Raw genomic sequence first — 2,401 nt, 5'->3', positions numbered from 1 at the left:
GACCGTCAGCAGTCCGGCGGCGGTGTGCGCGGCACGCAGCCGGGCGACCAGGCGGCGGCCGTACCAGAAGCCGGGCCGGCCCAGCGCGGGGCGGGCGCCCTCGTCCTCGCTCTCGGGCTCGCGGGCGAGCGGCTGCTGGGACTCGTAGGCGCTCCAGGTGCGCAGCGACAGGTACCACAGCAGGCCGGTGAGGGCGGTGGGGACGACGGCGGCGAGGGCCAGTCTGCGGCCCGGCCGGCTCCACCAGCCGCCGTCGGAGACGGCCGGTGAGAGGAAGCCCAGCCAGGAGTGCCGCTCCGCGCACGCGCGCGTGCCCGCGCACTGCCAGGCGGCCAGGTCGAGGGCGACCTCGCAGGCGGCGGCGACGAGCAGCACCGTCAGGCTGAGTCCGGTCAGCCGCACCAGCAGCCCGTACAGCCGGATGGTGCGTCTGCGGCCGCGGGCGGTGGGGCGCATCCAGTGGGCGAGGTTGACGACCATGAACGGCAGGAGCAGCAGCCACAGGGCACGGGTGCCGTTGCCGGAGGTGAGGTTGCACCAGACGTACGCCTCGGGGACGGGCCCGTCGCGGCGGTCGCCGGGCCGGGTCTCCGCGTCGGCGTCGTCGGCACGCCGGAACACGGCGGCGATGTCGTCACCGGTGATCCGCACGGTGCGCGGGTCGTTGAGCATGGCCTCGGGGGTGGTGCCGCCCACCCCGTGGACCAGGAGTTCCAGCGCGGTCCCGGAGCCGCCGGCCGGGCGCGGGGAGGCGCCGTCGCCGCTGTCCGGTCCGTTCGCTGCCGGCCTGTGATCCTGCGCGCGTTCCACTGTGTCGCACTTCCCCCGTGACATGCCGTCGGCTCCGACCGTGCGGGCACAGGATCTCCCGCGCCCGGGCGGCTCACACCGCTCGTCACGGAATCTCCCCGATCCGTGTGACCGGCACGCGCCCCGAGGCCCAACGGTGACATGTTCGCGACGAGCCACCGGTGGCGCCGGCCGGGGCCCGGCATGGGAGGATGGGACGTCCGCGCACCGGTGACGGGGAGAATCGGCTCGTCGGAACGCGTGCGCCGGGCGTGTCGATCGGTTGGCGGCGGAAAGGACCGGAGCGTACGTGAGCGAGAATCAGAACCTCCTCGCGGAGCAGCGGCGCACCCTGATCCTCGACGAGGTCCGGCGCCGGGGCGGAGTCCGGGTCAACGAGCTGACCCGCAAGCTCGGCGTGTCGGACATGACCGTCCGCCGCGATCTCGACGCGCTGGCCCGGCAGGGCGTGCTGGAGAAGGTGCACGGCGGCGCGGTCCCGGTGGTCGAGGCGAGCACGCACGAACCCGGGTTCGAGGCCAAGTCGGGCATGGAGCTGAGCGCCAAGGAGGACATCGCGCGCGCGGCGGCCGAACTGGTCCCGCCGGGCGCGGCGATCGCCCTGTCGGGCGGTACGACGACGTTCGCGCTGGCGCAGCAGCTGCTCGACGTGCCCGATCTGACGGTGGTCACCAACTCGGTGCGGGTGGCCGACGTCTTCCACGCCGCACAGCGCACCTCGGGCCCCCGCCAGGGCGCGGCCACGGTCGTGCTGACCGGCGGTGTGCGCACCCCGTCCGACTCGCTGGTGGGGCCGGTGGCCGATCAGGCGATCGCGGCGCTCCACTTCGATCTGCTCTTCCTCGGCGTGCACGGGATATCGGTCGAGGCCGGCCTGTCGACGCCGAACCTCGCGGAGGCGGAGACCAACCGGCGGCTGGTGCAGTCGGCCCGCCGGGTCGTGGTGGTCGCCGACCACACCAAGTGGGGCACGGTGGGCCTGAGTTCGTTCGCCTCGCTGGATCAGGTGGACACCCTGGTGACGGACGCCGGGCTGCCGGCCGAGGCCCGCGCGGAGATCTCCGAGCATCTGCGGCGGCTGGTGGTGGCGGGCGAGCCGGAGACACCCGAACCGGAGGAGCAGCCGGCAGACAGCTGACGTGCCGACGTGCTGACGTGCTGACGTGCTGACGTGCTGACGTGCTGACGTGCCGACGTGCTGACGTGCTGACGGCTAGGGTGTGCGCCTGCCCGCCCGGGGCAACTCCCGCTTTCCACACGGAGGTTACGCCCATGGCCCACCGTCTGCGCCCCGTGGGACCGGACTTCGTCACGGCCGCGCCCGTGCGTCTGGTCTTCGCCCGGGAGATCTCCACCGCGCCCGAGCGGGTCTTCTCCGCGCTCGCCGACGACGTCCCCGGCTGGACCGAGTGGTTCGGCGCGGTGACGCTGGCCCGGCCGCTGGACGGCGGCGCGGGGCGCGAGGTCCGGCTGCGCGGCGGCACCCGCTTCCGGGAGACGGTCCTCGTCGCCGAGGCGCCCGAGGTGTACGCCTACCGGGTCGACGTGACCAACGCGCCCGGCGCCCGCGCCCTGGTCGAGGAGTGGCGGC

At 74.3% G+C, this 2,401-nt stretch carries 2 protein-coding genes and 1 pseudogene; 2 read left to right on the top strand and 1 reads right to left on the bottom strand.

Going from position 1 to position 2,401, the window contains the following annotated elements; genetic code table 11:
- Positions 1–810, bottom strand: a pseudogene (locus N4P33_RS34670) (hypothetical protein); the annotation flags it as partial.
- Positions 811–1,099: 289 nt separating this feature from the next.
- On the opposite strand from N4P33_RS34670, the gene N4P33_RS34665 reads away from it, so the two are divergent.
- Together N4P33_RS34665 and N4P33_RS34660 are read left to right on the top strand one after the other, a co-directional pair.
- The gene (locus N4P33_RS34665) at positions 1,100–1,948 is read left to right on the top strand and encodes a DeoR/GlpR family DNA-binding transcription regulator (protein ID WP_260830887.1); all 849 of its coding nucleotides are present in this window, start codon (positions 1,100–1,102) and stop codon (positions 1,946–1,948) included.
- Between the two features lie 134 nt (positions 1,949–2,082).
- On the top strand, positions 2,083–2,401 hold a 319-nt coding region (locus tag N4P33_RS34660; protein ID WP_260830886.1), incomplete at its 3' end, for an SRPBCC family protein.

The organism is Streptomyces sp. 15-116A, assembly GCF_025290915.1.
In the GTDB taxonomy this organism is placed as follows: domain Bacteria; phylum Actinomycetota; class Actinomycetes; order Streptomycetales; family Streptomycetaceae; genus Streptomyces.
This window is presented reverse-complemented; position numbering and strand designations above follow the sequence as displayed.